Origin of the sequence: Mesorhizobium qingshengii (assembly GCF_900103325.1) — a bacterium.
GTDB lineage: Bacteria > Pseudomonadota > Alphaproteobacteria > Rhizobiales > Rhizobiaceae > Mesorhizobium > Mesorhizobium qingshengii.
Window position 1 is genome coordinate 546,541 of sequence record NZ_FMXM01000002.1, and the last position, 24,450, is coordinate 570,990.

20 protein-coding genes and 2 tRNA genes are annotated in these 24,450 nt (G+C 62.7%); 17 read left to right on the forward strand and 5 right to left on the reverse strand.

Annotated features, from left to right (window positions below; translation table 11 throughout):
* Positions 1–12: 12 nt before the first annotated feature.
* The 11 genes from BLS48_RS02750 (at position 13) to BLS48_RS02805 (ending at position 11,677) form a co-directional block, all read left to right on the forward strand.
* Positions 13–3,033, forward strand: a complete 3,021-nt coding sequence (locus BLS48_RS02750) for a caspase family protein (protein ID WP_091575398.1) — start codon at positions 13–15, stop codon at positions 3,031–3,033.
* 96 nt (positions 3,034–3,129) lie between these two features.
* Entirely contained in the window at positions 3,130–3,678 is a 549-nt protein-coding gene (locus BLS48_RS02755) for a histidine phosphatase family protein (protein ID WP_091575399.1), read from the forward strand.
* Positions 3,679–3,889: 211 nt separating this feature from the next.
* A tRNA-Lys gene (locus BLS48_RS02760) sits at positions 3,890–3,963 on the forward strand.
* 2 nt (positions 3,964–3,965) lie between these two features.
* Positions 3,966–4,033, forward strand: a tRNA-Asn gene (locus tag BLS48_RS02765).
* A 360-nt stretch (positions 4,034–4,393) separates the two neighbouring features.
* Positions 4,394–5,536 carry a slipin family protein gene (locus BLS48_RS02770; RefSeq protein ID WP_167364915.1) on the forward strand — a complete coding sequence of 381 codons (1,143 nt, stop codon included), beginning with the start codon at positions 4,394–4,396 and terminating at the stop codon, positions 5,534–5,536.
* 232 nt (positions 5,537–5,768) lie between these two features.
* Positions 5,769–6,050: an acyl carrier protein gene (locus BLS48_RS02780; protein ID WP_006335407.1), complete on the forward strand. Its 282-nt coding sequence runs from the start codon at positions 5,769–5,771 to the stop codon at positions 6,048–6,050.
* Between the two features lie 54 nt (positions 6,051–6,104).
* Positions 6,105–7,295 carry a beta-ketoacyl-ACP synthase gene (locus BLS48_RS02785; RefSeq protein WP_091575402.1) on the forward strand — a complete coding sequence of 397 codons (1,191 nt, stop codon included), beginning with the start codon at positions 6,105–6,107 and terminating at the stop codon, positions 7,293–7,295.
* Positions 7,296–7,345: 50 nt separating this feature from the next.
* Positions 7,346–8,623 carry a beta-ketoacyl-ACP synthase gene (locus BLS48_RS02790; RefSeq protein ID WP_091575404.1) on the forward strand — a complete coding sequence of 426 codons (1,278 nt, stop codon included), beginning with the start codon at positions 7,346–7,348 and terminating at the stop codon, positions 8,621–8,623.
* 36 nt (positions 8,624–8,659) lie between these two features.
* Positions 8,660–9,688: a zinc-binding dehydrogenase gene (locus tag BLS48_RS02795; RefSeq protein WP_091575405.1), complete on the forward strand. Its 1,029-nt coding sequence runs from the start codon at positions 8,660–8,662 to the stop codon at positions 9,686–9,688.
* Positions 9,689–9,701: 13 nt separating this feature from the next.
* On the forward strand, positions 9,702–10,688 hold the full coding sequence (locus BLS48_RS02800) for a lipid A biosynthesis lauroyl acyltransferase (protein WP_167364929.1): 987 nt from the start codon (positions 9,702–9,704) through the stop codon (positions 10,686–10,688).
* Between the two features lie 155 nt (positions 10,689–10,843).
* Positions 10,844–11,677: a class I SAM-dependent methyltransferase gene (locus BLS48_RS02805; RefSeq protein ID WP_244529493.1), complete on the forward strand. Its 834-nt coding sequence runs from the start codon at positions 10,844–10,846 to the stop codon at positions 11,675–11,677.
* Here BLS48_RS02805 and BLS48_RS02810 read toward each other — a convergent pair.
* The 4 genes from BLS48_RS02810 to BLS48_RS02825 all read right to left on the reverse strand — a co-directional run bounded on the left by BLS48_RS02810 (position 11,656) and on the right by BLS48_RS02825 (position 16,241).
* Positions 11,656–12,879: an NAD(P)-binding domain-containing protein gene (locus BLS48_RS02810; protein WP_091575408.1), complete on the reverse strand. Its 1,224-nt coding sequence runs from the start codon at positions 12,877–12,879 to the stop codon at positions 11,656–11,658. The two genes, BLS48_RS02805 and BLS48_RS02810, sit on opposite strands and share 22 nt — an antisense overlap.
* 160 nt (positions 12,880–13,039) lie before the next feature.
* Entirely contained in the window at positions 13,040–14,413 is a 1,374-nt protein-coding gene (locus BLS48_RS02815) for a carboxylate--amine ligase (RefSeq protein ID WP_244529494.1), read from the reverse strand.
* Positions 14,414–14,784: 371 nt separating this feature from the next.
* Complete coding sequence (locus BLS48_RS02820) at positions 14,785–15,624, reverse strand: hypothetical protein (RefSeq protein WP_091575411.1); 840 nt, start codon at positions 15,622–15,624, stop codon at positions 14,785–14,787.
* 188 nt (positions 15,625–15,812) lie between these two features.
* Positions 15,813–16,241, reverse strand: a complete 429-nt coding sequence (locus tag BLS48_RS02825; protein ID WP_091575413.1) for a L,D-transpeptidase — start codon at positions 16,239–16,241, stop codon at positions 15,813–15,815.
* Positions 16,242–16,531: 290 nt separating this feature from the next.
* Between BLS48_RS02825 and BLS48_RS02830 the strand changes: the two genes are divergently transcribed.
* The 5 genes from BLS48_RS02830 (at position 16,532) to BLS48_RS02850 (ending at position 22,964) form a co-directional block, all read left to right on the forward strand.
* Positions 16,532–17,812, forward strand: a complete 1,281-nt coding sequence (locus BLS48_RS02830) for an acetylornithine deacetylase/succinyl-diaminopimelate desuccinylase family protein (RefSeq protein ID WP_091575414.1) — start codon at positions 16,532–16,534, stop codon at positions 17,810–17,812.
* 161 nt (positions 17,813–17,973) lie between these two features.
* Positions 17,974–19,452 carry an ABC transporter substrate-binding protein gene (locus BLS48_RS02835; protein WP_091575416.1) on the forward strand — a complete coding sequence of 493 codons (1,479 nt, stop codon included), beginning with the start codon at positions 17,974–17,976 and terminating at the stop codon, positions 19,450–19,452.
* 79 nt (positions 19,453–19,531) lie between these two features.
* Positions 19,532–20,479 (forward strand): ABC transporter permease, encoded by a 948-nt coding sequence (locus tag BLS48_RS02840; protein ID WP_091575418.1) that lies wholly within the window; start codon positions 19,532–19,534, stop codon positions 20,477–20,479.
* Entirely contained in the window at positions 20,476–21,345 is an 870-nt protein-coding gene (locus BLS48_RS02845) for an ABC transporter permease (protein ID WP_091575419.1), read from the forward strand. The genes BLS48_RS02840 and BLS48_RS02845 overlap by 4 nt, the downstream gene beginning before the upstream one ends.
* On the forward strand, positions 21,342–22,964 hold the full coding sequence (locus BLS48_RS02850; protein ID WP_091575421.1) for an ABC transporter ATP-binding protein: 1,623 nt from the start codon (positions 21,342–21,344) through the stop codon (positions 22,962–22,964). The genes BLS48_RS02845 and BLS48_RS02850 overlap by 4 nt, the downstream gene beginning before the upstream one ends.
* A 32-nt stretch (positions 22,965–22,996) precedes the next feature.
* Here the strand turns inward: BLS48_RS02850 and BLS48_RS02855 are convergent, their stop codons facing one another.
* Positions 22,997–23,428, reverse strand: a complete 432-nt coding sequence (locus BLS48_RS02855; protein WP_091575649.1) for a TerB family tellurite resistance protein — start codon at positions 23,426–23,428, stop codon at positions 22,997–22,999.
* A 212-nt stretch (positions 23,429–23,640) separates the two neighbouring features.
* Between BLS48_RS02855 and BLS48_RS02860 the strand changes: the two genes are divergently transcribed.
* Positions 23,641–24,426, forward strand: coding sequence for a TSUP family transporter (locus tag BLS48_RS02860; protein ID WP_091575423.1), 786 nt, complete (start codon positions 23,641–23,643; stop codon positions 24,424–24,426).
* Positions 24,427–24,450: the final 24 nt, after the last annotated feature.

The window sequence follows — 24,450 nt, forward strand, 5'->3', positions numbered from 1 at the left end:
ACGAAACGACAAATGAAGTTTGTCGAAACCTCTAGACAGCATCTTTTCCAGCAGGCGTGGCTGACAGTTTTCGTCGCCGTGCTGTTTTGCCTTGCCGCGACGACGCTTCAGGCCGCCGAGACGAAGAACCTCAAGGGCGTGGCGCTGATCATCGGCCAGTCGAAATACGAACACATCGCCGCGCTTCCCAACCCGGCCAACGACGCCCGCGACATGGCCAAGATGCTGACCGATCTCGGCTTCGACGCCCGCAGCGTCACCGATCGTGATGCCGCGAAGCTGAAGCGCGACCTGGAGCGTTTCACGGAGGATGCCGAAGGCGCCGATGTCGCCTTCATCTATTATTCCGGCCACGGCATCGAGGCCGGCGGCGAGAACTATCTGGTGCCGGTCGATGCCGACGTCTCATCGCTGAAGGACGCCGACCAGGCGCTGGTGCCGATTTCCATCGTCATGGACGCGTTGAAAAAGACCGTGCCGGTGACGATCATGCTGCTCGATGCCTGCCGCACCAATCCGTTTCCGCCGGATGCCCAGGTACGGCGCGCGCCGACCGCTTCGGCTTCGCCCATTGGTGCTGGCGGTCTGGAGCCGGTGCGCGGCGCCGAGGCCCTCGGCAACACGCCTGCGACTGACGAAAGCCTCGGCACCGTGGTCGGCTTTGCCGCCGAGCCGGGCCGCCCGGCGCTCGATGGCGCCGCCGGAAAGAACAGCCCCTACGCGGCGGCGCTGCTGCGCCATCTCGCGGCGATGAAAGGCACGGAATTCGGCTCGGTCATGCGCATGGTGACCGAGGAAGTCTATCTCGACACCAAGGCAAAGCAGCGTCCTTGGGTCAATGAGAGCCTGCGCCGCCTGCTCTATTTCGGCATCGCGCCACCCGAACCCACCGGCGACGATGGGCTGATCACCGGCGAAAGGCGGCAGCTGCTGTTGACCATCTCCGACCTGCCCGGCCCGAAACGGGCGCAGGTGGAACTGGCCTCGCTGCAGGACGGCGTGCCGCTCGACGCACTCTATGGCGTGATCAAGGCGCTGGGCACTGAAAAGATGCCGGAGGATCCGACCGATCTGCAAAAGCTGCTGGACGCCCAGGCCGAGCGCCTGAAGAAGATGATGTCCGAGCGTGCCGCGCTGCGCACCGATGATCCGGAGATCAGGCGCCTTGTTGCCTCCGCCGACAAGGCCATCGGCCAGGGCGCGATCGTGACGGCGCGCAAGTTCCTCGATGAGGCCGTCGGTCGGGTCGAGCAGACCGGCAACGCGGTCGACGAGGCCGAGGAGCTGGTCAAGCAGAAGCGCCTTGCCGATGCCGCGATCTACGCCAGGCGGGCCGATGCCTCGGCGCTGGCCTTCGACTACAAAGCCGCCGCAAATGACTACGCCAAGGCGTTTTCACTGGTCGAGAAGTGGGATGACAAGCTGCGCTGGAACTACAAGAACCAGGAAGCCGAGGCGCTGAACGCCTACGGCTATGCGACCGGCGACCTGGATGCGCTGCAGCGTTCCATCGACGCCTACCGCATCATCCTGAACTTCATCCCCAATGGCGAACAGAACCGCGACTGGGCGATCACCCGCAACAACATGGCGGTGGTGCTGCAGACGATCGGCGAACGCGAGACCGAAACGGCGCACCTCGAAGAAGCGGCTCGGATCTTTCGCGATTCGCTTGTAGTCTTCGAGCGCGAGAAGGACGACCTCAACTGGGCCGCCGCACAGAACAATCTGGCCAATGTGCTGTTGAAGCTCGGCGAACGGCAGAGCGACCCGAAGCGATTGAATGAAGCGGTGACGGCAATGCGCGCCACGCTGGAGAAGCGGCCACGCGACAAGGTGCCACTCGACTGGGCGGCCTCGCAGATGAATCTCGGTATCGCGCTGTACGCGCTTTCCGAGCGTGAGCCCGCCGGCGAGCATCTGACACAAGCGGAAGCGGCCTACCGGCTGGCGCTCGAGGAATACACGCGCGAAAAGGCGCCGGTGGAGTGGGCGATGGTCGAGAACAATCTCGGCAACACGCTTGTGTCACTCGGCATTCAGCTCAACGACAAGGCGAAGATCAACGAGGCGGCCGACGCCTTCCGCGCCGCGCTTCAGGTGCGAACCAGGGAAACCTTCCCGGTATCGTGGGCGACCAGCCGGCTCAACCTCGGCAATGCGCTCAGCGGTGTCGCCCGCTTCGACATGGGCACCGGAGCGATCGAGGAGGCAGCGGCGGCCTACGGCGACGCATTGACGGTGTTCACCCGGCAGCGTTTTCCGATGGACTGGGCGTCGGCCCAGAACAATCTCGGTTCGATCTACCAGACGCTGGGCCAGCGCACCCGCGACCCGGCCAGGCTCGAAGAGTCGGCCGCCGCATTTCAGGCGGCCCGCCGAGTTTACACCAGAAGGGCATTTCCCCTCGACTGGGCAATGAGCCACTACAATCTCGGCAACACGCTGCAGCTTCTTGGCGGCCTGACGGACAAGCCGGAACGTTACAGCGATGCGGTCAACGCCTATCGCGATGCGTTGCGCGAATACAAGCGAGAGACGAACCCGCGGCAATGGGCGCTGAGCGAGGCCGGCCTCGGCTCGGCGCTGCACTGGCTGAGCATGAGCAATGCCGATCCCAAGACCCTGGCCGATTCCGTCGCGGCGCGTCGGGCGGCGCTTGAAGTGCTGACCCTCGAGGCTGCGCCCATCGACTGGGCCAATGCCCAGAACGGCATCGGCATGAGCCTGCTCAATCTTGGCAACCTCGAACGGACCGACAAATATCTAGGCGATGCCGAGGCCGCCTTCACGGCGGCACTGAAGGTTTTCACGCGCGAAAGCCAGCCCATGCAGTGGGCCTTCGAACAGAACAATCTCGGCGACATCCACTGGAACCGGGCCAGCTATGGCGGCGGCAAGGCCGAATATCAAAAGGCGATCGACTTCTTCGAGAGCGCCAAGCAGGGTTTCACCGAAGCCGGTTACACGATCCCCATCCCGCTCACCGACCAGAAGATCGATCTGGTGAAGAAGCAGATGGCCAAGAAGTAGGGCTCTCGCCGACCGCGCCTTGTCTTTCGTCCGGCTTTACCGTCCCTATATGTCCTGTCACCGGAACCCATTGCCGGAACCGCAGAAGGATAGCCGATGATTCGTTTTGTGCTGGCTTTGCTTCTGCTCGCCGTGCCCACGGCAGCCAGCGCGACGGATGCCGGCTGGGCGCTGCTGCGTGACGGCGGCCATGTGGTGCTGCTTCGCCACGCAATGGTCACCGGCACCACCGACCCGGCCAATTTCGACATCGACAGTTGTGCCACCCAGGTCAACCTGTCGGCACGCGGCAAGCAGCAGGCGAGCAAGATCGGTGCCTTGTTTGCCGCCCGTGCCGCGCCCATCGATCGCGTGTTGTCCAGTCGCTATTGCCGGTGCCTCGACACTGCCCGCATCGCCTTCGAGGCCGAACCGAAGCCCTTCGCGCCGCTTGATCTCCTGAAAACCGACGAGAAGGAGAAAGCCGCCCAGATCGCGGCCATCATGACGGAGATCCGCGGCTATTCCGGCTCCGACAATCTGGTCATGGTCACTCATCTCGAAAATATCGTGGCGCTGACCGGGGTGGCGCCGCGCGAGGGCGAAGCGGTGGTCGTCGAGCCGCAAGGTGATGGCCTGCGCGTGCTCGGCCGCGTGACGTTCTGAAGGCCGGCAGCGCCAGTGTTGCCGAATTGCCACCACTGAAAGAAGCCGAGATTTGGCCACGACAATGCCGCTTGCGACAACCCGTCGCAGGGGCTATAGGCGCGCTCCCGGTCACGAGAACCGAAGTGAGCACAACGGCTGGAGCTTTCGTCTCCGCCCGTGCAGGCGGCATTGCTGCCCTGTATACGGCGCCGCTTTGGGGATTGGGATCGCGGATGTAGCTCAACTGGGAGAGCACCGGATTTTATCCGGAGGTTGTGGGTTCGAGTCCCGTCGTCTGCACCACGGATAGCTCAGTTGGGAGAGCATCAGATTGTTAATCTGACTGTCGAAGGTTCGAGTCCTTCTCCATTGGCCTGATAAGCCAGCACCCTGCCAGGTGTTACCTGAAAACGGTCCGGGGACTGGAATGCGAAAGACCTGACGGACGGCCCAAGCCCTCGGGCGCGGACAGTCCTGAAAGTCTGACGCCATCGGCTCGCGGCCAGGCTCGCGGTGACGATCAAGGCGCAGCGTCGCCGGCAAGGGAGGCCAAGGCCCTTCGGCGCCCGCTTCGCTGCCTCGTGATCCGCCCCCGAAGGTCCGCCACGGATTGATGCCACCAGTCCCCGGATCATTCGTGCCCGGACTGTGACGACATGAACGAGAAACGAAAGGGAAGATCGACGCATGACTTGACGCCTCGCATGGGGCCATGCCCGACAGGAGTAAGACAATGACTGTTCTCGATAAGGTTCTTGGACGCGAGCGCGTCCTCGTAAGGGAAAACGAACGTGCCCTCACCCTCTACAAGGGTGAGATCAAGGCCGTCCTGATGCCGGGCGAACATTGGCTCGCCAACCGGCGCGGAAGCCTTGAAGTGTCCCGGCACGATCTGAAGAACCCGGAATTCGTTTCGGCGTACGAGAAGGCGTTGTTCGACAAGCTCCCCGATGTGGCCGCGCGTCATTTCACCGTCGTTCGCACCGGGCGCACGGACGTCGCCGTCATCGAGCGGGACGGCAACCTGCATGCCGTGCTGGCGCCGGACCGCAAGCTCATGCTGTGGACGGATGCCGGGCCTTGGAAGGTGGCGATGATCGACACGTCGGCCGATCTCGCCATCGATCCAGCGGTCATGCGCCGGCTCGGCCAGGCCCGGAAGACGGAGTTGATGTCCGTCCATCCGGTCGTCGACGGTCAGGCCGGGCTGCTCTTCATCGACGGTGTCCTCGTGCGGACGCTTGCCGAGGGCGTGCATGGTTTCTGGAACGTCGGACGCATGGTGCAGGTCAAGGTCGTCGACCTCAAGCGCCAGTCGCTCGACGTCGCCGGGCAGGAAGTGCTGACCAAGGATCGCGTCACGATCCGCGTCAACATTGCCGCCGAATACCGGGTCGTCGACCCGGTCAAGGCGGTGAGCGCGGTGAAGGACTTCTCCGAAGCCCTTTACCGCGCCCTCCAGTACGCCTTTCGCAAGACGCTGGGCGCGCTGACGCTCGACCAGATCCTTGAAAAGAAGGTGACGATCGACGAGGAGGCCGCCGGCAAGGTCCGCGCCGATATGGCCGAGATCGGGGTCGAGGTCAGCGATATCGCGCTCAAGGATGTCATCCTGCCGGGCGAGATGCGCGAGATCCTCAACCAGGTGGTGTCAGCCGAAAAGCAGGCCGAGGCCAACATCATCCGCCGCCGCGAGGAGACGAACGCCACGCGTTCCCTGCTCAACACGGCCAGGGTGATGGCGGAGAACCCGGTGATGCTGCGCCTGAAGGAGCTCGAGGCTCTGGAGACCATCGCCGGCAAGGTCGAGCGGCTGACCGTCCACAATGGAACGGGCGGACTGCTGAACGACCTCGTCAAGCTCCGCGACAGCTGATGGATGTCGCCCAAAAGTGGTTCCGGTTTTGGGAAAACGACATGATCAAAATAAAGACTGACGCAACGTCAATCGAAAGGGCCGCCGGATCAGCCGGCGGCCCTTCTTGCCTTGGCAGAGCAGGCTTCCCATCTGCGCCCGGCGCATCAGGCCTTTTCCTGCCGGGAAAAACCGATTAGACAGCGCCCAAACAAGATGCGGACAGATTCCGCCCGCAAAGAAGGAAAAGCCCTTGTCCACCACGTTCGACAAAGTCGCCAAGATCATTGCCGACACCAGCGAGATCGATATCGACACCATCACCCCCGAGAGCCACACGATCGACGATCTCGGTATCGATAGCCTCGATTTCCTCGATATCGTCTTCGCGATCGACAAGGAATTCGGCATCAAGGTGCCGCTGGAAAAGTGGACGCAGGAGGTCAATGACGGCAAGGCTTCGACCGACGACTACTTCGTCATGAAGAACCTGTGCGCCAAGATCGACGCGCTGGTCGCCGCCAAGAACGCCTGACGTCAGTCGAGCGCGATCTTGACGCGCTCCATCGCCTGACCCACAAAGCCGCCCATGAGCAGCCCCCACGACGTCGTCATATCAGGCATTGGCCTTGTCTCCTCGCTGGGAGAGGGCTCGGATGCGCACTGGCACAAGCTCGCGCAACCGGGCCTGGAGCCGGTGCTCGAAACCGCGCGGTTCGCGCCCTACACCGTCCATCCGCTGCCCGACATCGACTGGAACCTGCAGATCGCCAAGCGCGGCGACCAGCGCCAGATGGAAACATGGCAGAGGCTCGGCACCTATGCAGCAGGACTTGCGCTGGATGACGCCGGCATCAAGGGCAATGACGAGCTCTGCGCGACCATGGACATGGTGGTGGCCGCCGGCGGCGGCGAGCGCGACGAGGCGGTCGATGCCGCCATTCTCGCCGCTTCGGAAAGCCGCAACGACCGCGACGTGCTGCTCAACGAGAAGCTGACCACCGAACTGCGGCCGACGCTGTTCCTGGCCCAGCTCTCCAACCTGCTCGCCGGCAACATCTCGATCGTCCACAAGGTGACGGGGTCGTCGCGGACCTTCATGGGCGAGGAAGGTGCGGGTGTCGCCGCCGTCGAGACGGCCGCCGCGCGCATCCGCTCCGGCCAGTCGACGCACATCCTGGTCGGCGGCGCCTTCCAGACCGAACATTCCGACATGCTGCTCGGCTACGAGCTCGCCGGCTACCTGCATCGGGGCCCCTGGAAACCCGTCTGGCAAAGACAGGGTGCTGAGGGTGGCGGCGTCGTCACCGGATCGGGCGGTGCCTTCCTGGTGCTCGAACAGCGCGAACACGCGACAAGCCGGGGCCGCAAGATCTATGCCGAACTCGGGCCGATCGTCTCCGGCCGCGCTAGGCGGCGGCAGGGAGAACTCGACGCCGAGATCGCCACGTTGCTCAAGCAGGTGGCATTGCCGAACGGCAAACTGCTTGCCATCTCGGGCGCGTCGGGCGCCCATGCGGCAACCACCGCGGAGAAGGCAGTGCTCGATGCCAATTCGGCGATCGCCGCGCGCGGCTTCTCGACGCTGACCGGACACATGAAGGAAGCGCAGTTTCCTTTCGCCGTGGCGCTGGCTGCACTGGCTGTCGACCACAAGGCCGCTTACCCTGTTTTTGATGCCACTGCCGAGAACCCGTTCGAAGGCGTTCCCGCGACCGTCCTTGCAACGGCGATCGGCTATCACCAATTCGAGGGCATGGCGCTGGTCACCGCCGCCTAAGACGGCGCTCCACGCTCCATGCTGCAACGATAACGCTCGAGGGCTACCGGATGGCCAATCTGAACGATCACATGGGCAGGCCGATCGTTGCCGTCACCGGCATCGGTGTGGTGACCTCCCTTGGTGTCGGCAAAACCGACAATTGGGCGGCGCTGACGTCGGGCAAGTCGGGCATTCACCCGATCACCCGCTTTCCCATCGATCAACTGAACACCCGCATCTCCGGCATGGTCGATTTCCTGGCGTCGAGTTCGAAAGGTGCCAGCCCACTCACCTACGAGTTGGCCGAGCTCGCGGGCCTCGAAGCGGTGGCCGAGGCCGGTCTTGACTCCAGCGATTTCGGCGGACCGCTCTTCCTCGCATCGCCGCCGGTCGAACTCGACTGGGCCGAGCGCTTCTCGCTCTACAATTCCGATAAGGACAAGGATGACACCGCCGCCGAAAGACTGCTTCGGGTGGCGCGCAGCCTGAAAGAGCTGGATATTTTCGAGACCACCCAGTTCGGTTCGATCGCCGACCGCCTTGCCGACCGCCTCGGCACACGCGGTCTGCCGATCACGCTGTCGACGGCTTGCGCTTCGGGTGCCACCGCGATCCAGCTCGGTGTCGAGGCGATCCGACGCGGCGAATGCGACCGTGCGCTGTCGATCGGCGCCGACGGTTCTGCGACCGCCGAGGCATTGATCCGTTTCTCATTGCTTTCGGCGCTGTCCACGCATAACGACATCCCCGAAAAGGCATCGAAGCCTTTCTCCAGGGATCGCGACGGCTTCGTGTTGGCCGAGGGATCCGGGGCGCTGGTGTTGGAATCGCTCGAGGCTGCATTGGCTCGCGGCGCGACTGTCCTCGGCATCCTGGGCGGTTGCGGCGAGAAGGCCGACGACTTCCACCGCACCCGCTCGAAGCCGGACGCTTCGCCGGCCATCGCCGCGGTTCGCGCCGCCCTCGCCGATGCCGGCCTGGGTGAAGACGAGATCGACTATGTCAACGCCCACGGCACGTCGACACCGGAGAACGACAAGATGGAACATCTGGCGCTGTCGACCGTGTTCGGCGAGCGCATCAGCTCGATGCCGGTTTCGTCGAACAAGTCGATGATCGGCCACACGCTGTCGGCGGCCGGAGCTGTCGAGGCGGCGTTCTCGCTGATGACCATGCGCGAAAGCGTCATTCCACCGACCATCAACTACGACAATCCGGACCCGGCGATCGTGCTCGACGTGGTGCCGAACAAGAAGCGCAACGCCGAGGTTCGCACTGTCCTGTCGAACTCCTTCGGCTTTGGCGGCCAGAACACTTGCCTTGTCATGGCGCGGGAACCGGTCTAAGCGAGCGCTTTCCGCTCAACAGAACCGACGGGCTCCATGCGCGCACTGCAACTCATCGAGGACCGCCGCCTTGAAACGGTGGACCTGCCGCCCCCGCCGCCGCCCGCACTCGGCGAAGTCACGCTGCGCATCAAGGCGGTGGCGCTGAATCACATCGATGTCTGGGGCTGGCGCGGCATGGCCTTCGCCAAGCGCAAGCTACCGCTGGTCGTCGGCGCCGAGGCCTCTGGTGAGGTCGAGGCGGTCGGTCCCGGCGTTTCCGGCCTCCTGCCCGGGCAATTGGTGTCGATCTATGGCGCCCGCACCTGCGGCCTTTGCCGGGCCTGTCGCGAAGGCCGCGACAATCTGTGCGAACATGTTTCGGGCGTTCACGGCTTCCATCTCGACGGCTTCGCACAGGAAAAGATCAACCTACCGGCGCGCCTGCTGGTCCCCGCGCCGCCCGGCGTGACCGATATCGGCGCCGCGGTGGCGCCCGTCACCTTCGGCACGGTCGAGCACATGCTGTTCGACAATGCCAGGCTTCAGCCCGGCGAGACGATCCTTGTCCATGCCGGCGGATCCGGCATCGGCTCGGCGGCCATCCAGCTGGCGAAGCGGATGGGCTGCACGATCATCACCACTGTCGGCTCGAACGACAAGATCGACAAGGCCAAGGCGCTCGGCGCCGACCATGTGATCAACTATCGGGACGACCGTTTCGAAGGCGTCGTGCGCAAGCTGACCAAGAAGAAGGGTGTCGATGTCGTCTTCGAGCATGTCGGTGCCGACACCTTTGCCGGCTCGATGCTGTGCCTGAAGCGCGGCGGCCGCCTGGTTACCTGCGGCTCGACCTCGGGCGTGTCGACGCAGATCAACCTGATGCAGCTCTTCCAGCAGCAATTGAAGCTGCTCGGATCCTTCGGCTGCCGCATGGAGAACATGGCAAACGCCATGCAGAAGATGGCGGCGGGACAGGTCGCACCGGTCATCGACACCGAAGTCGGCTTCGACGACATCGATGCCGCGCTGAAGCGCATGGAAGGCCGCGACGTGTTCGGCAAGATCATCCTGCGCGTCGGCTAAAGCCTTGACCTCTGTGTTCAAGAAGCTTCGCCGGGATTTGAGGTATCGCTACGGTCGGCAGCTGCGCCAGTTGAACTACTGGGTGGTTGCGCGCGCGGCGATGATGATCATCTCGATACTGCGCCTGCTGCCGGCCGACAGTGCGCTGAATTTCGCCGATCGCGTGGCGCGCCTTATCGGTCCCAGGGTGGGGCGTCATCAGGTCGCCGTCGACAATCTGCGCAAGGCTTATCCGGAAAAGAGCGAAGAAGAGATCCAGGCCATCGCCTCCGACATGTGGGGCAACATGGCCCGGCTCGCCGCCGAGTATATCTTCCTCGATGCCCTGTTCGACTATGACCCAGCCGCCACCAAGCCCGGCCGCGTCGAGGTCAAGGGAGTAGAGCACTTCACCGAGATCGCGGCCGAAAAGCAGCCGCATATCGTCTTCACCGGCCATCTCGGCAATTTCGAACTGCTGCCGGTAGCGGCGGCGACCTTCGGCATGAACATCACGGCACTGTTTCGCCCGCCCAACAACCCCTACCTTGCCGACTATATCCTGTCGACGCGCCGCTCGACCATGGGAGCGCTGCTACCGTCGATGGCCGGCGCTTCGTTTGCGTTGGCGGGGGTGCTGGAAAACGGCGGCAATATCGGCGTCCTTGTCGACCAGAAATTCTCCAATGGCCTGGACACGACATTCTTCGGCCGTCCCTGCCAGAGCAACCGGGTGCTGGGCACCCTCGCCCGTCACTACGACTGCGACGTCTATCCGGCACGCTGCGTCAGGCTGCCGGGCAACCGCTTCCGGCTCGAGATCGAGGACAAACTGGCATTGCCGCGCACCGCCGACGGCAGCGTCGACGTCCACGCCACCACCCAGCTTCTCAACGACGTGGTCGAACGCTGGGTGCGCGAAGACCCAGGTCAGTGGATGTGGTTCCACAAGAGGTGGGAGATCAGCGGCAGGCGCGGAAAGCGTCCCCCGCAGGCAAAAGCGCCGGTCGCGAATGCCTGAGATCGATCATCAGGGGTGCCAGCCATGCACCACCCGCGATCCATGAGCCCGATGATCCGGTACTGACATTCGTAGCTTCACTGGTCAGGGAATCTTAAAGGACCACGGTGCAAGTATCCCGAACGATGTTCATCGGCTGGGATGGAGCCCGTTGCATGGCAAATCTCGAGACGCGTCGCCTGGATCGGGATGGCCTCGAAGATCGTTCGTATGGCCGTTTCGGCAGGGCATGGTCCTATATCCGTCAGCGGGGCTTGCTGGAGCCGGTCAGGCTCGTCCGCCGACATGGACTCGGCGCAAGCGTTGGCTTCGTGCTGCGAAATCTCCGTTATATCCTCGCCGACCTTCTCGCGCGAAAATGGGATCGCCAGCACGACGTCGACACCGCCGGCTCGATCCAGCTCGGCGGGCTGGATGTCGTCGGCCCGCATCGCGGCAAGGGCAACGAAGCCGTCTGCACGTCGCCCAGGACCTTTGACTTCATCATGCGGTCGCTGCCCCGCGATCTCCAGGACTACACATTCATCGACATCGGCTCTGGAAAGTCGCGAACACTGCTGCTGGCGTCGCGATATCCATTCGCGAGCATCATCGGCGTCGAGTTCGCGCGCGAGCTCGTGGAGATCGCAGAGAGCAACATTACGCGCTTCAGGGATCCGTCGCAGAAATGCCGGGCGCTCAGTGTCGTCCAGGCGGATGCGGCGGCATATGAATTTCCCGAAGCACCCCTGGTGGTCTATTTCTACAATCCTTTTTCAAAGGATGTTTTCGACATCGTGCTGGAAAATCTCGTGTCGTCGCTCGAACGGCGGCCGCGGGACTGTTTCATCGTCTACGGAAGCTCAAGCCACCGCGCCATCGATTGGGCGAGGCCCGCAATCCGCGAGGCCGGCATTTTCACGGAACTTCCCGTGCCGCCAATGCCTCACTTCCTCGATGCGATCCGAACCGTCGACTATGCAGTCTTTCAATTTCGGCCCGTGGCATAGCCCCTGCCACCGGCCTTCCGGACGAAACGCGTGACGTTTCGGGCCGCGTATGGCGTGCCGGCGGTGAAACGCATCAACGGGCCGAAACTACCGACCGCGCTCGCGCCGACGAAATGCAGGCCTGGAATGCTCGACTCGAACCCCGCCGAGAGCACGGGAGCCCCTTCCCGGCGCGCAATCGCGGCAAGCATATCGGGCGCGAACAAACCGAGCCTGGCAATATCGATCTGGTAGCCGGTACCGAGCAGGACGTGATCGAAGGTGGCGGCATCCTTTTCGAACCGCAATTCAATGGCGTGGCCCTTGGCGGCGGCGCCAGCAATCCTGCTGCCGGCATTGACCCTTATTCCGTCGAAGTCCGGCTTCAGCCAGCCTGACGCGCCGGCACCAAGACTGCGCTTGTTGAGCCCAGCCCGGGCTGCCTCCGGAAACCGGTGCACAAAGCCTGGAACTTCGACCAGCCAGGACAGTGGGAACGGGCCGACCCTAGAGGGAGACGCAAGACGCTCCGAAGCGAAGTCACGCAAACTCCACCCTTGCTTTCCCGACAGCGCTCGATAGCCCAGCCAATGGATGTCGCCGTGGCAGACAAGTTCGACATCCGCCCCGCTTCGCTTGAGCAGCACAGCGGATTCGCAGGCACTCTGCCCGCGCCCGACGACGGCAACGCGCTTGCCGCGAAACGCCTCGTAGCCGGCATGCTCGCTGGCATGGCTGACCAGTTCGCCGGGCAACCCATTGAAGACGGCGGGTATCATCTGCTGGTTCATCAGACCGGTGGCAATGACGACGCGGCGCACATGGACGGCATCTCCATCGGCCAGGGCAAGACGAAATCCTCCGTTCGCCGCCTCGACGCGACTTACCATCCGCGTATCGAGGTCCGGAACCGTCTTGGCCTGAATCCACAGTCCATAATCGACGAAATTCTCGAGCAAAAGCGGCTCGCGCGGCGAGATACCAAGGATTCCGGCATAGGAGTCGAGCGAGAGCGGACCGTTCGTGTGGCCGATATAGGTCGCGTGCCAGGGCGAGCGCAGCCTCATGCCCCTTGGCATATGGTCGCGCCAGAAGGACATTGCGCCGCCAAGTGCAAGCGTTTCGACGCGCGCAGCCTTGAGGGCGGCGGCAACGGACAGCCCAAAGGGTCCAGCGCCGATCACAGCCACCTCGCAATCAGTCCTGGGCATGGAAGCGGTCATGTCGGTTGGTCTCGCGGATCTGTTTTCTGGCGGCCTGATCTCAACCGGGAGTTCACTCAGGCATATCACCGTCGTAAACATCCCCAGGTTAAGAATGCGGAAATAGAACGGGTCCCGCCGCAGGGCCGGCAGATTAACTGGCACTATCAGTTAATTGTTTTCACAGCCTGCGAAGTATCCGCCTCGTCAGCACTCTCCAGACAGTCAATGGTATGTCGATAAGGCCCGGCATGGGATCGCTTGCCGCGAATGTCGCCCATGCTCGCACAGATGCGAATGAGCGCAAATAAGCTCGCTTTGTCAGCCGGCCACGTGAGATCAACTTGGCGGCCGCGACCATGTCCCGGACCAGATACATCCAGGAGGTATTTGGCCGCGCCGAGGCTGTCTCGACCTCGTGGCCCGACCTGATCGCCCAAAGCATGGCGCCGAGATCGACGCCCGCGGCAGCGGCGAGCCCGAACCATGTCCAGGGCCGCGGATTGACGTCGAGTACCTTCATCGAACCATCGCGGGGGTCGCGTTGGAATTCGACCTCCACCAATCCGTGATGCGCGATCGAGCCAAGCAGCCGGCGCGCGGCGTCGATCAGTTGCGGTTCGTCAACGACCTCCACGAACGTGCTGGTGTAGCCGAAGTCGACCGGATATTGCCGTGTCCGGCGGGCGGTAAATTCCGCCACCGGCGCTCCCCGGTTCCAGAGCGCCGCGTAGGAAAACTGACTTTCTCCTCCCCCCGGTATCATTTCCTGAACGACGACATTCTCAATGCCGATCTCTTCGACCGCCCTTCCGTAGGCTGTCAAAAACGACGCCTGGTCGTTGGCGAGAACGGCTTTCGCGCGAGCAAAGCGGCTGCTCCCGCCCATGTTCGGCTTCAGGACGACAGGAAAGCGAAGCTCGGCGGCCGTTGCCTGCTCAAGCGAACCGAACTCGTGCGTCAACGGAATAGCGATTGCCAGTTCCTGGGCCCGGCGATACAGAAGCGGTTTTTCACAAACCCATTTCAGCTGCTCCCATGGTGGCAGCATCACGTCGAAGACATCAGACAATTCGTCGATGGATTGCGACACCAGCCGCACTTCAGGATCACCGCCAGGGATCAGGAGAAAGCCGTCCAGTCCCTGGGTCGCAGCCAGATCGAGCAAGAAGGCAACCGCGCCGCCATCATCGGGGCCTGGCCACGTCATCTGTCGATGAGCATAACGCGAGAAACGCGGCAAAGGTGTATCGGCGCTCACCAGCCAGACAGGCACTTTCTGTGCGCCAAGGCTTCTGGCCAGCGCCAGCGTCCCATGCGCCCCACCGAGAATGACCACCCCGGCGGGTCGACTTGAAACACGATCGTCCATCTCTGGGTGGGAAAGCATTGTTTCAATTCCGGCAATCGGACACGCAATGGCAAGGTTTCTAGCTTGCCGGTTGAGAGGCCTCACAATGTAAGCAACCCCTAATAAATCGAACCGTCCGTCCCAGTGGATCTTTGTCCGTCCATGCGTTGGCATGGAAAGCACCCCCAGAAGCACCGGCGACATCCAGACAAATAAAATCCTCGCCGACTGCTACCGCTGCCAGCAGATAGTCCCATACTAATGCTTGCAGCATGGTAACGAAAATTCGCGCTGCTTCAGAGTGGCCTCGGCACTTGGCGTTGGCTCCCGGCCGGAGAGCGCACCTGCTCCGCCGGCCTACGGAATAGGCGGCTAAATAACTCTGGGAATCGCGAGTTAGAACAGCCCGAAGCGAGACGCCCAAGGCCACGCGGCCACCGCTCTAGCACAACATCGCTTCAAGGCAACTGACTGGCCTGTCCACCGCCAAGGGAACAAACATGCACAAAAGAAAAGCCACGAGGTTTGCTTTCCGTGGCCTTTTCTCATTCATATTCTTCTGCCCGCTGAAACCTTCACCCACCGAATGGCAGAATGATGTTTGGCCGATAGGTGTCCATCGTGGCGCCGTTGCGATCTTCATCCAGCAACGTGTCCGAACCGAAGCTTGCCCGCAGGCCAACCACGTACTTGTGGATGTTCTCGCTTTGCCCAGCCACAGAAAGATGGTCGATCTGATAGCGTCCGAACATCGAGAAGGGCGTGCCAGAAAACCGATACATGGCTTGCAGCGCCCCACTGACGGTATTGAGGTGTTCGCCACCCAAAGAGATGGTGGAATAGCCAAGTTCGCCGTCAAAGCGAAGATTGTCTTGGGCGAAATAGCGCACAACTGCGCGACCTCCCCAGTTGTCCAGATGCTCCGACTCTCCGCTGGCCCGCAATTGGCCGTAATAGACCTGACCATACAGGGTCACATTGCCCATATAAACCTGCGCTTCGGGGCCGACCGTGAAGTTGTATATCTTCGGGCCGCCAAAGTCGCCGCCATATCCATTGAGCGTAGCGAACCCGCCCAGTGCGTAGGCGCTGGGGTCGCGCCAGTAGCCATGAACGGCGCCGCCATAGCCGTAGAGGTTGTCACCCTGAACCCAAAGAGAATCGACGATCGCGTCGGCCTGGATATTCCACCGTGAATCGATCGGGAAATTGACACGGCCGGCGCCACCGGCAGTCGTCGCATTTTCGTGCCCGAAATCGGATGAAAGATACAGCCCGCCGAGATAGGCTTCGACATAGCCGGAAATATGCGGCCGGGCGAGTTCCTGATCCATGACGATCGGCGCCACCGCATCGGCGGCGAAAGCCGAAGTGGCTGTTGCGGCAATCGCCGCCCCAAGAAGAAATCTGTACATCGAAGCCCCTCGCAACTTATCTGCCCGACATCTAACACAACCGCGATTTTCCAAGAAAACATTTGCGCGGGGGAAGTGACGCAGCGGCACCATTTCCGTGCAAATGCGCTATTCCTGCAACATTTTCCGGGCAAGGCGCCCGATTCCACCGCGAGAGATCACGATGGGATCAACAGCCGGTCAAAGCCTTAATTGGTGACGACAATCCGCGTGTTGCCGAAACCCACTTCCCGCACCATCGAATAGAAGGTCGCGGCATTGGCTGTGTGCAGCCGCACGCAACCATGCGACGCCGGCCGGCCAAGCTGCCTGACTGCGCCGGTTCCATGGATGGCATAGCCGCCATGGAAGAAAACCGAATAGGGCATTGGCGACATATGATATTTGCGCGAATACCAAATCCGGGCCGTGCGCTGCGGCCGATAGGTGCCGCGCGGTGTGAAATAGCCTGGACGCGCGGTGGACACGCTCCACCGGTAAACCGACAGGCCATATCTTACCGTCATCGTCTGCGACGACACGTCTATGTTCGCAACGAGACTGGCTGCCCAGCCCTGCCCCGAAGCACCGAACAGCATCGCGACAAACACTGCTGCCATGAGAACTGTCTTTTTCATGCGATCAAACCCCTTTGATTGCCCCTTGCCTGCCTGCCATCACGTTGTTTTTCATCTTTTTAATGGCAGGTGAATGAGATACCACACAGTCCTTGACCAATTCGCCAATCCAAAGCAGCGAATTTGAATGATTTCCCGCGATAGTTGCCACAACGACACGTCGCACTTTGATGTGGATTGACGTTGCCGGCCGCTGAAGCTGTCAGAGCGCCAGCGGCTCCAAACCCGCCACGCTGGCGGTAGCGCAAACGGGCTTGCAATGCCACGCCGTTCGCTGCTCAACTCTGCCGATGAACGAACGACTCCTCCAGGCAATCGATGACCGGCGCGACGATGTTGTCGCGCTGACCGCCGACCTGATCCGTTTTCCGACCATCAACCCGCCTGGCGAAGCCTACCGGCCCTGCGCCGAGTACATCGGCACGCGGCTGAGGAAACGCGGCTTCGAAACCGAGTTTATCCGCGCCGAGGGCACCCCCGGTGACACCGATCGCTACCCGCGCGTCAACGTCGTTGCCCGTTTCGACGGAAGGTCGCCTGGCGCCTGCGTCCACTTCAACTCGCATATCGACGTAGTCGAAGCTGGCGACGGCTGGACCGTCGATCCGTTCGCTGGTGTCGTCAGGGATGGCAAGGTCTATGGCCGCGGCGCCTGCGACATGAAAGGCGGTCTGGCCGCTTCGATCATCGCCGCCGAAGCCTTCATGGAAGTCTTTCCCGACTTTCCCGGTGCCATCGAGATATCCGGCACCGTGGACGAGGAGTCCGGCGGCTTCGGCGGCGTCGCCCACCTGGCCAGGCTTGGCTATTTCTCGAAGCCCAGGGTCGACCACGTCATCATCCCCGAGCCCTTGAACAAGGACCGTATCTGCCTTGGCCATCGCGGCGTCTGGTGGGCGGAGATCGAGACCAAGGGCGAGATCGCGCACGGCTCGATGCCGTTTCTCGGCGACAATGCGGTACGCCACATGGGCGCCGTGCTGCGGGCTTTCGAGGACGAGCTGTTTCCGGCCCTCGATCGCAAGATGACGCGCATGCCGGTGGTGCCCGAAGGCGCCAGGCGCTCGACCATGAACATCAACTCCATCCATGGCGGCCAGACCGAGGATTTCCGACCCGGCCTGCCCTCGCCCAACGTGCCCGATTCCTGCCGACTGACCATCGATCGCCGCTTCCTGCTCGAGGAGGATCTCGACACGGTCAAAGGCGAAGTGACAGGCATTCTCGATCGGCTGAAGCGCGAGCGCAAAAAGTTCGACTATGAGATCCGTGACCTGATGGAAGTGCTGCCGCTGATGACCGAGCGCGACGCGCCAGTGGTCAAGGCGGTGGCGCAAGGCATCATGGCGATCTTCGACCGCGAGCCCGACTATGTCATTTCGCCAGGCACGTACGACCAGAAGCACATAGCCCGCATCGGTCACATCTATGATTGCATCGCCTATGGTCCGGGCATTCTCGACCTCGCCCACCGACCGGACGAATGGGTCGGGATATCGGACATGGTGGAATCGGCCAAGGTGATGGCGATCGGCCTCAACGTGCTGCTGCGGGGCACGGTCGCGGGATGATCCCTGCATGGCGAAAGACTTCGACCTGGCAATCGGGCTGTCAGGACAAAAACATTTCCAGCCACGCCGTCGGGCAGTACGAAACGCAATTTACTCCACCGCAAAATCACGCTTCTATCGCCCGGGTTTGAGCACGTGTTTAACACATGGGGAGTTGCACGATGAAATTGTGGAAAACCATTCTGGCCGCGACGGTCCTGGCACTGGCCACTGGCACCTCTGCATTTGCCGCGCGAACCGACCTGGTCATCGGCATTCCGCTTGAACCGCCGCACCTCGATCCGACCGCCGGCGCCGCCGCGGCGATCGATGAAGTGCTTTATGCCAATGTGTTCGAGGGCCTGACCCGCATCGGGCCAAAGGGCGAGGTGCTGCCGGATCTGGCCGAAAGCTGGACCATCTCCGACGACGGCAAGACCTACACCTTCAAGCTGCACACCGGGGTGAAATTCCACGACGGCACCGACTTCGACGCCAACGACGTGAAATTCTCGCTCGACCGGGCCCGCGCAGACAATTCGGTCAATGCGCAAAAGGGCCTGTTCGCCGCCATCGACAAGGTCGATGTGATCGATCCGGCGACGGTCAAGGTCACGCTGAAGAACCCGCAAGGCTCCTTCCTCTACAATATGGGCTGGGGCGACGCGGTGATCGTGGCGCCGGAGACAGCCGACACCAACAAGGAGAAACCGATCGGCACCGGTCCGTTCAAATTCCAGAGCTGGGCCAAGGGATCGTCGATCACGCTGGTGAAATCGGACAATTACTGGGGCACGCCGGCGTCCCTCGACAAGGCCGAGTTCCGCATCGTGCCGGATGCCGCCGCCTACGTGCCAGCGCTGCTGTCCGGCGACATCCAGGCCTTCCCGTTCTTCGATCCCGACAGTCTCGCACAGGTCAAGGACGACCCACGCTTCAAGGTGGTGATTGGCTCGACCGAGGGTGAAACCATCCTCTCGATCAACAACAAGAAGCCGCCTTTCGATAAATTGCAGGTAAGACAGGCGATCTCCTACGCGCTCGACCGCAAGGCGATCATCGATGGCGCCTCCGCCGGCCTTGGCCTGCCGATCGGCTCGCATATGTCACCGGCCAACAAGGACTATTTCGACCTCACCGGCCGCTATCCGCATGATGTCGCCAAGGCCAAGGAACTGCTGAAGGAAGCGGGACTGGAGAACGGCTTCAAGGCGACGCTGAAGCTGCCGCCGCCCGGCTATGCCAGGCTTGGCGGCGAGATCATCGCCTCGGAGCTTCGCGACATCGGTATCGACCTGGAAATCATCCCAGTTGAATGGGCGCAATGGCTGGATCAGGTGTTCACCAAGAAGGATTACGACCTGACCATCGTCTCGCACACCGAACCCAACGACATCGATATCTACTCGCGCAAGGACTATTATTTCAACTACGACAATCCCACCTTCGACAAGGTGATTGCCGATCTGAACCTCACCTCCGACGAGGCGAAGCGCAACGAATTGCTTGGACAGGCACAGAAGATCCTGGCCGACGACGCCGTGGTTGGCTTCCTCTATGAACTGCCCAAGGTCGGCATCTGGGATGCCAAGCTGCAAGGGCTGTGGGAAAACGCGCCGATCCAGGCCAATGATTTGACCAAGGTGAAGTGGTCGGATTGATTTTGCCATTCCGAAAAATACGCGACTCCGGGAGTGAAACCGCTTCCCGAGCCTGTCTTTTCCCGGCACGTTGGAACGGATGACCACCTATCTGCTCAAGCGCCTGGCCATCGCCCTCGCCACGCTGGTGCTGGCTTCCATGGTGGTGTTCGCCGTGCTGGAGGTTCTCCCCGGCGATCCGGCGCGGCTGATGCTGGGCATGAACGCCAGCGCCGACCAAGTCGAACTGCTGCGCAACCAGATGGGTCTCAACGCGCCACTTGTCTTGCGCTATCTGCGCTGGGTCGGTGGCCTGTTCAGCCTCGATTTCGGCCGCTCCTACACCTATTCGGTGCCGGTCATCGATCTCGTGCGCGAACGGCTTGCCGTCTCGCTGCCGCTGGCGCTGATCGCGCTCGCGCTCTCCACCATCATCGCGATTCCCGTCGGCCTGTTTTCCGCCAGCCGGCGCGGCCGGGCCGGTGACACCGTGGCGATGGGCGCCGCGCAGCTTGGCGTCGCCGTGCCCAATTTCTGGTTCGCGCTGATGCTGATCTATGTCTTCGCCGTCTGGCTGCGGCTGGTGCCTGCCGGTGGCTTTCCCGGCTGGGGCGCCGGCGTCTGGCCAGCGCTGAAATCGCTGCTGCTGCCGGCGGTGGCGCTTGCCTTGCCGCAGGCGGCGATCCTGGCGCGCGTCACCCGCTCGGCGTTGATCGAGGTGCTGAACGAGGATTATATCCGCACAGCCCGTGCCAAGGGCCTGCCCTATCGCGCCGTCTTGTGGCGGCATGCGCTGCGCAACGCCATGATCCCGGTGCTGACCATACTTGGCCTGCAGTTCGCCTTCCTGCTCGCCGGCACCATCATCATCGAGAATGTCTTTTACCTGCCCGGCCTCGGTCGGCTGGTGTTCCAGGCGATCACCCAGCGCGACCTGATCGTCGTCGAGAGCGTCGTCATGCTCTTGGTCGCCGCCGTCATTGCCGTCAACCTCATCGTCGACCTCTCCTACGCGGTTGTCGATCCGCGCCTGAGAAGTCGCCAATGACGCTGCACATCGACATCCCCGAGGAGACGCTCAGCGACATCCTGGCCAAGGCGTTCAGGAACAGCGCCTTCGTTGCCGGTTTCGTCATCACCTTGTTGATCCTGGCGATGGCAATCGCCTCCTACGCCTGGACGCCTTACGACGTCACCAGGCTGGTCATATCGGACAAGACGCAGGCACCCTCGCTGGCCCATTGGTTCGGCACCGACCATTTCGGTCGCGACATCCTGTCGATGGTCATGGTCGGCGCTCGCAACTCGATTGCCGTGGCGCTGGTCGCGGTCGGCATCGGCATGGGTGTCGGCGTGCCGGTCGGCGCCTTTGCCGCAGCGCGCGGTGGGCTTGTCGACGAGGCGCTGATGCGCGTCAACGATCTCGTCTTCGCCTTCCCCGCGCTGCTGTCGGCCATCATGATCACCGCCATCTTCGGGCCGGGCGCCGTCAACGCAATCATCGCCATCGGCATCTTCAACATTCCGGTGTTCGCGCGGGTCGCCCGCGCGGGTGCGCTGGCGATCTGGCCGCGCGAGTTCATTCTTGCCGCGCGCGCCGCCGGCAAGAGCAGCACGCAGATCACCGTCGAACATGTGTTGCCCAACATTGCCACGCTGCTCCTGGTGCAAGGCACCATCCAGTTCGCGCTGGGCATCCTGGCCGAGGCCGGGCTTTCCTATCTGGGCCTGGGCGCGCAGCCGCCAATGCCGAGTTGGGGCCGCATGCTGTTCGACGCACAGACCCGCATGGTGGTGGCGCCGTGGATGGCGATCTTTCCCGGCATGGCCATCGTCGTCACCGTGCTCGGGCTGAACCTCCTGGGCGACGGCATCGCCGACATCCTCGACCCGAAATCGCGGCGGCAGCGATGAGCCTGCTGGAAATCGACAACCTGTCGCTGACCATCGGCGACACGCCGATCCTCAAGGACATGGAGCTTTCCGTCGCGCCCAGCGAGGTCATGGGGCTGGTCGGCGAATCCGGCTCAGGCAAATCGATGACCGCGCTGACGGTAATGCGGCTTCTGCCGCATGCCGCGCGCGCCACCGGGCGCATCTCGTTCGACGGCATCGACATCCTCGCGGCAACGGAGGACCAGATGTGCGCGCTACGCGGCGACGACATCGGCATGGTGTTCCAGGAGCCGATGACGGCACTCAACCCGGTCAAGACCATCGGCGAACAGGTGGCCGAAGGCATACGCTGGCACACCAAAGCCAGTCGCGCGGAAGCTGAAGACCGGGCACGCAAAATGCTCGACCGCGTCGGCCTGCCCTCGGCAAAATTCCCGCTGTCGCGCTATCCGCATGAACTCTCCGGCGGCCAGCGCCAGCGCGTCGTCATCGCCATCGCCTGCGCATTGAAGCCAAAACTGCTGATCGCCGACGAGCCGACGACGGCGCTCGACGTCGTGCTGCAGGCACAGATCCTCGACCTGTTGCGCGATCTCGTCGCGGAGAGCCGCATGGGACTGCTGTTAATCTCGCACGACCTCGCCGTGGTGACCGAGATGGCGGATCGCATCACCATCCTGCGACGCGGCGAGGTGATGGAGGCCGGCGATACGGCGCGCACACTGTCCGAACAGTCCCACCCCTACACGCGTCAATTGGCGCAGGCCTCGATGCATGTTCCGGCGCGCGCCAGGCCGCATGGCGCCGGGTCGGGCCAAGCCTTGCTCCAGGTCGAGAGCGTGACCCGCGACTATCCCGGCCGCCGCACCTCGCTGTTGTGGCGTGCGCCTGATATCCGCGCCGTCGACGATGTCTCCCTGTCGATAGCGCCGGGTCGATCGATAGCGCTGGTCGGCCGCTCCGGCTGCGGCAAGTCAACGCTCGCCCGCATGATCCTGGCGCTGGACCGGCCGACATCGGGCACGATCCGGTTTCGCGGCGAGACCATCACCGGCAAGAGCGAAGCCGAACTGAAGCCTGCCAGGCGCGACATGCAGGTTGTTTTTCAAGACCCATACGGCTCCTTCGATCCGCGCCAAAGGGTCGAAAAACTGGTCGCCGAACCCCTGCATTTGCTGGAGAAGAAACCGACGCGCGCCGAGCGCCGCGAGATGGTGGCGCACGCGCTGCACGAAGTCGGCCTCGACCAGCGCGACATGGACAAATACCCGCACGAGTTTTCGGGCGGCCAACGCCAGCGACTTTCGATCGCGCGCGCCATCATCACCCGCCCCAAGCTGGTCGTCGCCGACGAGCCGGTCTCGGCGCTCGACGTCTCGATCCGTGCGCAGATTCTCGACCTGTTCGCCGAGCTCAACCAGAAGCTCGGCATCGCCTATCTCTTCATCACCCACGACCTGACCGTCGCCCGCGCCATCACGGACGAGGTGCTGGTCATGCATGACGGCATGATCGTCGAGCGCGGCAAGACGAACGAGGTGTTCGATCATCCTCGGTCCGAGGCGGCGCAGGCCCTGGTTACTGCTGCCCCGGACTTGCACCGGGCGATTGCACGCCGGATGCAGGAACAGGGGTGAGCAGCCGCGCTGCCGTCGAACTCAGATGGCGTCTATTCTTCCGGCTTCACCACATCGACCGGGCTGATGTCGAGCAGGTCGAGCGTGCGGCGCAACAGGCGCACTTCGCTCTCGGCCAGTTGCGAATCCGCCTTGGCGATCTCGGCCATATGGCGAGCCAGTTGCTTGCGCCGCTCGATGTCGAGATCGCGAAACAGCGCGACAGCCTGCGAGCCGTTGGTCTCGTAGCCGAACTCGTTGAGATATTCGATGACGCTGTCGATGCTGGATTCCGGAATGCCAAAGGCTTCCTTGCAGATACGCCGGAAGGCAACCATCTCGCTCTCGCTGACCGATCCGTCGGCAAGGATCATGCGGAACAGCATCAGAAGCTCCGCCGACAGGACAGGATCGTCCGCCACCTTGCGCACGCCCGGGTCGCCGTCGAAGATCGAGCGTATCTGGTCCAGCAATGCGAACGCCATCATGGTCCCTTTCCGAATTCGTCCAATGCATGTAGCCCAAAAGTGCGCAGCGGTTTTGAGATAACGACATGCACGACACAAAAACCAGGCGCGTCGTGTGATTCCGTCCAAGCGCGACGCGCCTGGATAGAGGTAGCGCGGAATCGGCCTTGCGCAAGCGGGGTTGTCGTGGTCGAACGCCCGATATCTCAGCCGGACGTTTCCACGCATCGATGATCGACCTCGGTATCCAGACAGTCGCCATGCTGGCATTCGCCGGCTTTGCCGCGGGTTTTGTCGATTCCATCGCCGGCGGCGGCGGGCTGATCACGATCCCGGCGCTGCTGCTTGCCGGTTTCTCGCCGGTCGAGGCGCTTGGGACCAACAAGCTGCAGGGCATGTTCGGCTCCGGGTCGGCGACCATCCACTATGCCGCGAAGGGTCATGTCGACCTGCGTCGGCAATTGCCCTCGGCATTGCTGGCACTTGCCGGAAGCGCCGTCGGTGCGCTGCTGGCCACGATCGTGCCGGGCGATCTCCTGCGCGCCCTCCTGCCCCTGGTGCTGATCGCCATCGCGTTCTATTTCGCGCTCAAGCCCAACATGAACGACGTCGACCGGGCCGAGCGCCTGTCGCCGTTCCTGTTCGGTCTGACCCTGGTGCCGGCAATCGGCTTCTATGACGGCCTGTTCGGGCCGGGCGCCGGTTCCTTCTATATGCTGGCCTTCGTGGCACTTGCCGGCTACGGCGTGCTCAAGGCGACGGCCCATACCAAATTGCTCAACTTCGCTTCCAACATCGGCGGCTTCATCGTCTTCGCCGCGGTCGGGGTCATCTACTGGAAGATCGGCCTGATGATGGGCGTTGCCCAGTTCCTCGGCGCCCGCCTCGGAGCCAGCCTGGCCATGCGCATCGGCGCAAAACTGATCAAGCCGCTGCTGGTGCTTGTCTGCGTGGCACTGGCGGTGAAGCTGCTGGCCGACCCGGCGAACCCCTTGCGTGTCATGATTGGTGTGTGATCACACGTCCTGATAGAATGCGGC